At 67.0% G+C, this 5,801-nt stretch carries 8 protein-coding genes; 3 read left to right on the top strand and 5 right to left on the bottom strand.

Annotation, left to right across the window (positions count from 1 at the left end; translation table 11 throughout):
• Window positions 1-295 precede the first annotated feature (295 nt).
• The 5 genes from ACIRVK_RS45170 to ACIRVK_RS45150 all read right to left on the bottom strand — a co-directional run bounded on the left by ACIRVK_RS45170 (window position 296) and on the right by ACIRVK_RS45150 (window position 4,612).
• A complete protein-coding gene (locus tag ACIRVK_RS45170; protein WP_404257948.1) occupies window positions 296-631 on the bottom strand; it encodes a hypothetical protein in 336 nt (111 codons plus the stop codon).
• Window positions 603-1,238 (bottom strand): hypothetical protein, encoded by a 636-nt coding sequence (locus ACIRVK_RS45165; protein WP_404257946.1) that lies wholly within the window; start codon window positions 1,236-1,238, stop codon window positions 603-605. Before ACIRVK_RS45165 ends, ACIRVK_RS45170 begins: the two co-directional genes overlap by 29 nt.
• 661 nt (window positions 1,239-1,899) lie before the next feature.
• Window positions 1,900-2,778, bottom strand: a complete 879-nt coding sequence (locus tag ACIRVK_RS45160) for a PIN domain-containing protein (RefSeq protein ID WP_404257944.1) — start codon at window positions 2,776-2,778, stop codon at window positions 1,900-1,902.
• A gap of 225 nt (window positions 2,779-3,003) precedes the next feature.
• Window positions 3,004-3,855, bottom strand: a complete 852-nt coding sequence (locus tag ACIRVK_RS45155) for a helix-turn-helix domain-containing protein (protein WP_404257942.1) — start codon at window positions 3,853-3,855, stop codon at window positions 3,004-3,006.
• Between the two features lie 19 nt (window positions 3,856-3,874).
• Window positions 3,875-4,612: a DUF6879 family protein gene (locus tag ACIRVK_RS45150; RefSeq protein WP_404257940.1), complete on the bottom strand. Its 738-nt coding sequence runs from the start codon at window positions 4,610-4,612 to the stop codon at window positions 3,875-3,877.
• Between the two features lie 175 nt (window positions 4,613-4,787).
• Here ACIRVK_RS45150 and ACIRVK_RS45145 point away from each other — a divergent pair, with 175 nt between their 5' ends.
• The 3 genes from ACIRVK_RS45145 to ACIRVK_RS45135 are packed head-to-tail and all read left to right on the top strand — an operon-like array spanning window position 4,788 to window position 5,370.
• A complete protein-coding gene (locus tag ACIRVK_RS45145; protein WP_404257938.1) occupies window positions 4,788-4,991 on the top strand; it encodes a hypothetical protein in 204 nt (67 codons plus the stop codon).
• The gene (locus tag ACIRVK_RS45140) at window positions 4,988-5,173 is read left to right on the top strand and encodes a hypothetical protein (protein WP_404257936.1); all 186 of its coding nucleotides are present in this window, start codon (window positions 4,988-4,990) and stop codon (window positions 5,171-5,173) included. Before ACIRVK_RS45145 ends, ACIRVK_RS45140 begins: the two co-directional genes overlap by 4 nt.
• Entirely contained in the window at window positions 5,170-5,370 is a 201-nt protein-coding gene (locus ACIRVK_RS45135; protein WP_404257934.1) for a hypothetical protein, read from the top strand. Before ACIRVK_RS45140 ends, ACIRVK_RS45135 begins: the two co-directional genes overlap by 4 nt.
• The last annotated feature ends 431 nt before the right edge of the window (window positions 5,371-5,801 follow it).

Raw genomic sequence — 5,801 nt, 5'->3', positions numbered from 1 at the left:
TGTCAGCAGCCCCTTCGTCTGCTGACAGCGGGACACAGACCCCCGCAAGATCAATGCGGCGCTGCACTAGTGCCGCGGCAGGCAACGTTTGCCCGTGAAGGAGCGGCGTCGTGGGGGCCCCTCCCGCTCGAGCGAAGGTGGAATTTCCCCTGAGGGACTACGGAGCGTAGCCATCGGTAACAGCTCGATGGATCAAGGGATGCGCAGGTCAGAGGGTACGGAATACTTATTCATGATCTTGGTTCCAGTCGCCGCTGCAACTCGCGTGCAAAGCCCTGGCGATCATGACCGACGGTCACCGCCAGGGCGACCACCGGTGCGCGTCGTTCCGCTGGCCATGGCCGCCGGGGTCGTCGACCGGCCGCCCGTCGATCACCCGCGAGTACGGTGATCCACCGAGCCGGGCCCTCAGCTCGCGAGGCCAGCTCTTGATCGCTTCGGCGTCGGGATCGACTTCGTTAGGACGGCTCCCGCGGTCGCCGTCGCCCTCGCGACCTCGACGCCGGAGGCGGGGACGGCCCCCACGGGCGCGCTTCAACTCGGCGGCCAGCTCGGACACACGCCCCTCGTCGGGGACGTCCTTGTCCAGCTCGGCCGCGAGGTCAGCCTTGATCTGTTTCTTCGCCCTCATCGTCGTCGTCCTCCTCCAGGAGTGCGCGTGCCTGCGCCATGATGCTGTCCACCGAGTCACGGCGTCGGGGGTGTGGCACCGAGGGACCCCCGTCCTCGTCGATGTCGCCTGACGGGTTCTCAGCACTTCCGGCCGTGAGGGCGAGCTGTGGCCGGGGCGCCTCGGGCTCGGGGCCAGGGTCCGTGCCCTCGGCGAGTGCCATCCGACGGGCCGCCAGCTCGAACGCATACACCGTGAGCTTCGAGGCGAACGCGGGATCCACGTCCGCGGCCTCCACCACGCCCTTGACGGCGGCCTCGACAGAGGCGGCGATCAGGTCCGCCTCCAACTCGGCCCGCGTGGTGAGGGCCGCCTCCAGCGGGGTCGGACTGTCGACGGCGAAGAGCTTCCGGTACGACTCATTGATCTTGACCAGCTGGGCGCTCGCCGTGAGCTTGATCTTCGGGTCGAAAGCAGCGGCCTGCACCGTGGCCACCGTGCGGAACTCCTCGTCCAGTTGAGCCGCGAGATCTTGGCGGAGGACGTCGATGTCGTCCGGCTGGATCGGGATGCATGACCGGCTGGCACCTGCGGCCCGCGCGGTGGACGCGGAGGCGGCTCGGATCAAGGCAGCCGAGGAAGCAGAGAAGCAGGCGCGGCGCGCGCAGGTGACCCGCGAGACAGAGACAGAGGGTACGTCCCGGTTCCGTGGAACCCCCGACCTGCCACTTCACCAGGGCGCTGGAACTGGTCACACCCCCGGTTCCGGAACCGGCACAGCGGCCCCTTCACAGCGCGCACGGGAGCTGATCGGCATGAGGGTCAGGGACATCGCCGCTCTCGCCCGGCAGCTGGAGTCCGAGGGTGTCCGGGTGCCGTCCGACTCGTACTTGAGGCGTCTTGTCAGGGAGGCCCGGTGATGTTGTCCGAGCTGTCCGCCGGACATCCGGACACGGGCAGCCGGACACTCGGACATGCAGACGGACACGGTGTCAGGAACCGGCCGGACACTTCCCCCGGCCGGACATCCGTGACCAGGCCGGATGAAGCTCATCTGTCCGCCTGCTGCCTGACAACTGCCTTGCGTTGTCAGACCGGTTATCCGTCCCCACTCGGACAAGTCCCCTGTGTTGTCAGGCCGTTGTCCGGCCCCGGTGTCTGGATTCACAGGTTGCGCATGAAGATCAAAGGGCTCGCCGGCCTCGATGCCCCCGCACGTCACAGCAGTACGAGCGTTCCCGGCCGGAGTCACGCCCGGGACGGTGAGCGTCTCACAGTTCGCGGATGTCCTACAGCGGCGGCACCTCATCAAGGGCCGTCCCCTTCTTGCGGTGCCCCTCCGGCAAGCGCACCACCTTCAGGCCCAGTTGATGAGCGCGCAGCCGCATGCCGACGTCATCGGTCAGCACTCGGGCGCCCGTGGCCGGGTGGAGGTTGTCCAGGTCGGCGGCGCAGCGCAGGATCGACAGATCAGCGTCGCCACCACGGTCGTCGGTATCAACCCACACTTCCAGCGTGGCACCTTCACGCAGGCGGACGGGCTCACCTGGTTGACTGTCTTTGAGCACGCGCTCCAGATAGCGAATGGCGGTGGCCGCCTTCCGCGCGAGGTCGCCCTGGCCGTATTTCTGCTTGTCCAGTTCGTCGATCACGCGCAGCGGGACCACGAGCCGGGTGAGCGGGACCTTCTCATCCTGAGCTTTGAAGACGTCGCGCCACAGGATGTCGCCGGGCTGCTGCCAGTGGTTGAGCATGTTGGTGTCATAGACGACGGGCAGCCCCGGCCGGGCAACGAGCTTCTTCAGCTCTTCCATCTCGGCACGCGCCTGCTCCAGGGTCTTCACCTGGTTCTCGATCTCCGTGGAGAGCGCCTGGTTTCGCACGCGTTGGGCTCGCTGCATGCTCCGCGCCACATCGGGATCTTCGGTGTAGACAAGATCGGGACGCTCGGAACCGATGGCAAGCAGGTTCCAGTAGGCCGTGGAGTGCAGACCGGCAGCGAGGTTCGGAGCGGCAAAAGCCTGCCTGAGGGCCGGGTAAGTGTCATGAACCGCGTCGGTGTAGGCACGGTAGTAGTCCTGCGCGCCTCGCGCGTTGCCCCACGTGTTCTCCGCATAGCGGAGTGCGTTGTCGGCGTTCTCCAGGGTGATCCCTGGCTTCAGTCTCATGCAGAGATCTTGGCACCGGCACAGCCACGAGACGCATGAAATACGCCGAGGCCCATGGACAGCGGACCGACGGCATTCCGTGCCGGTGAACTGCCGCCGTGGCGCGGCGTCCTGGCGCCGTCGAGGGCCGTTCAGGGCCGGGGCGACCAAACTTCGCGCGCCCGAGGGTCTTGATCTTGTTAGGCGACCGTCTGGCCAAGAGCTTGAGCTTCGGCCGGAAAGCCGTCAGGCGATGGTGAGCGTCCGGCGCGCGTGGCTGATCAGGTTCTGGGCGTCGGTGCCGAAGACGGCCGACTCCCGCAGGGTCCGCCAGGTGCGCAGATACAGCGCGATGGAGTCGGCGTCGTCGATCCACAGTTCGGCATGCCAGACCTCGACCATGACGAGGCGCTCGTCATGCACCCAGAAGCCCCCGGTCGGCGGGATCTTCAGCGACGCGGCGAACGGGATGATCCCGAGGTGGACCGTGTCCAGGCCGATCAGTCCGGAGAGCCGGTCGAGTTGCGCGGCCAACACCGAGGGCGGACAGATCAGCGACCGCAGCGCGGTCTCGCCGATCAGGATCTCGAAGCGCCTGCCCGTGTCGTACAGAAGCTCTTGCCGCTTCAGCCGGGCACGCACAGCCGCCTCGGTGTCCCGGGGGGAGCGCTGGAGTTCGGCGTACCGGTTGAACACGTGTCGGGCGTAGTCGGCGGTCTGGAGGATGCCCGGCACGGTGACGCTCTCGAATCCGTGCACGACGGCCGAGCGCTCGTACTCGGCCGCGATGGTCTGCTGCACCGGCTGATGCCCGGCGGAGAGCTGGCGCCGCCAGGACCGGATGTGTGACTCGAACCCCCTGAGCCGGGCCAGGAGTTCGCTGTACGCCTCGGGCTGGCCGGTGGCCTCCGCCCACGCCTTCAAGTCGTCGGGCGTCGCGGTCTGCTTCCCGTTCTCCAGCTTTGAGATCTTGGGCTGTGGCCAGCCGAGGAGCTGCGCGAGGCGGGTACCGGTGAGCCGTCCATCCGGCGCGGACATGCGCAGCTCACGCAGGCGCACTCCGAGCGCCTCGCGTGCCTGCTGGTAGTCCGTCGTCACCGGTACCCGTCCCGCCCTTCTAGCTGGTCGCCGCGAGTTGCTGGAACGGGACGGCGTGATGCCAGGCCGCATCCCGGAGCATGGCGTACCTGATCACCTCAGCCGGTTCGGTGATCAGTTCCACATCGGTCAGCTCGTCGTCCTCGGTGAAGTGGAGCCGCGCGACGAGGCGTGAGTCGAAGATCCAGAAGTCTTCCTCTCCGAGCTTCAGCCGGTCGGCGTCCTCGCGGCGCAGGGTCCGGATGTCCTCCCCGAGGTCCGTATTCCGCTCGGCGTTGGCCATGAGGTAGCGCTGACCGGTGGTCACTGGATCGTCGACCACCCGGACGCGGGCGACGGTCTTCCCGGCCGCCGTCTGGCGGGTGATGGTGCGGCAGTACCACGTGCTCGTGTCCCAGTCGACGCGGCCCTCGGCGAGGTACTGCGCGTAGGTCTCGGTCGACTCGTCGGACGCGTACCGGCGGCGCACCTCCAGGCGCCAGGCGGTGTGCTCGAAGATCTCGAACAGCCGGTTGAACGCTGCGAGATCGATGATCCGTGCCTGGCGGGTGGCGTCCTTCGGGGCCCAGTCGGTGATCAGCTCACGCGGGACGATCACGGCGACCTCGCCGGGGCCAAGGTGCTGGAGCTGGGCGACGTCCTCAGGATCGGTCAGCGGCGGTCCGTGCACGATCACCTGTCCGGTATCGGTGTCCTCATGGATCGACGGGCAGCCGGTGTCCCCGCTGCCGGTGCCGTTGAAGCGGATGTTGCGCATGTGCCCCTCCCCGGTCGGGTTGTGCTCCGTTCCTCGATCTTGTCGCCGGGGCGTCCCGCCCGGCTATGGCCTACCTACCCCTCCGCGAGAATTCTCCGGCATATCCCCTACCTACCCGCGAATATCCGCGCATATCCGCTGGCTGACCCAACTGGCCAGCCAAGACGGTGAGTTCATGACCACTGCACAGAAGTCGGGCCCGACCGAAGCCGTCGAGGCGGTCGAGGTACTGCGTGGAGCGCTGACGGCGGCCGGAATCGTCCTGCCGTCCCTGGGAGCCGATACGGCCTCCCCCGCCCTGAACCTGATCAACCTCGGGCGGGTGCGCGCCGACGTCGCGCTCCGGCTCGCGGACGTCCTCCGGCGGGGGTGCTCATGACCGCGCCGACCACGGACGAGGTGACGCTGTCCGCCGAGTGCACCTTGGGCCAGCGGCCGGGTTACGAAGATCTGCACCGCGAGTGCCGACAGATCGCGGATGTGCCGCTGCCCCACTCGAACGGCCTGTTGCTGATCAAGCGGTGCGGCTGCGGGTGCCACCGTTCCGGCGGTGCGTCATGATCGAGTCGCCCCCGGTCTGCCGGGCATGCCAAGAACCGATCACTGACCCGGATGACGCCGTGATCGTCGCTCATGAGCTGGGCAACTCCGGCCCTGGGTGGGATGTCTGGGCGCACCGGGATCACGTGGACGATGTGCCGCTGATCAACGAGGATCTGTTGCGGATCATGGTGAGGATCTGGACGGCCGGTAGCTGACCCTCAACTGCCTGAAGCCCGGCCGGTGCTCCCCCTGGCCGGGCTTCGTCATGTGCGGTGGATCAGCCCCGGGCACTGATCCAATTTTTGTTTGGCTCGGCGACTCAAGTTTTGTAACCCTGGAAACGCCATTGACCAGGCGTGATGTGTCGCGGAGCTGTACAAAACTGCACGTTTGCGCAACTCTGCACGGAGGGGTTCTACTGCTCCCCGACACGACCACCGGAAACCCCGAACGGCCGTGTGTGCAACGTCACTTGGATTCGTTCGTTGTCGTGAGCCGCATTAAGACGAAGAGCGCTGAAGAGAGCTGAAGAAAGATGAAGAGCGCTGAAGTTAGAGCTCGCGCAGATAGGCGGTATGGGGAGCCCCAGCCGCAAGGCGGGCACAGGCCTCCGTGATCATGGAGTTGCGACGCTCTGTGATCACTG

Origin of the sequence: Streptomyces sp. NPDC101152 (assembly GCF_044768275.1) — a bacterium.
Lineage (GTDB): Bacteria > Actinomycetota > Actinomycetes > Streptomycetales > Streptomycetaceae > Streptomyces.
Note: the sequence above shows the minus strand (reverse complement) of the source record. Positions and strands in the feature narration are given on the sequence as shown.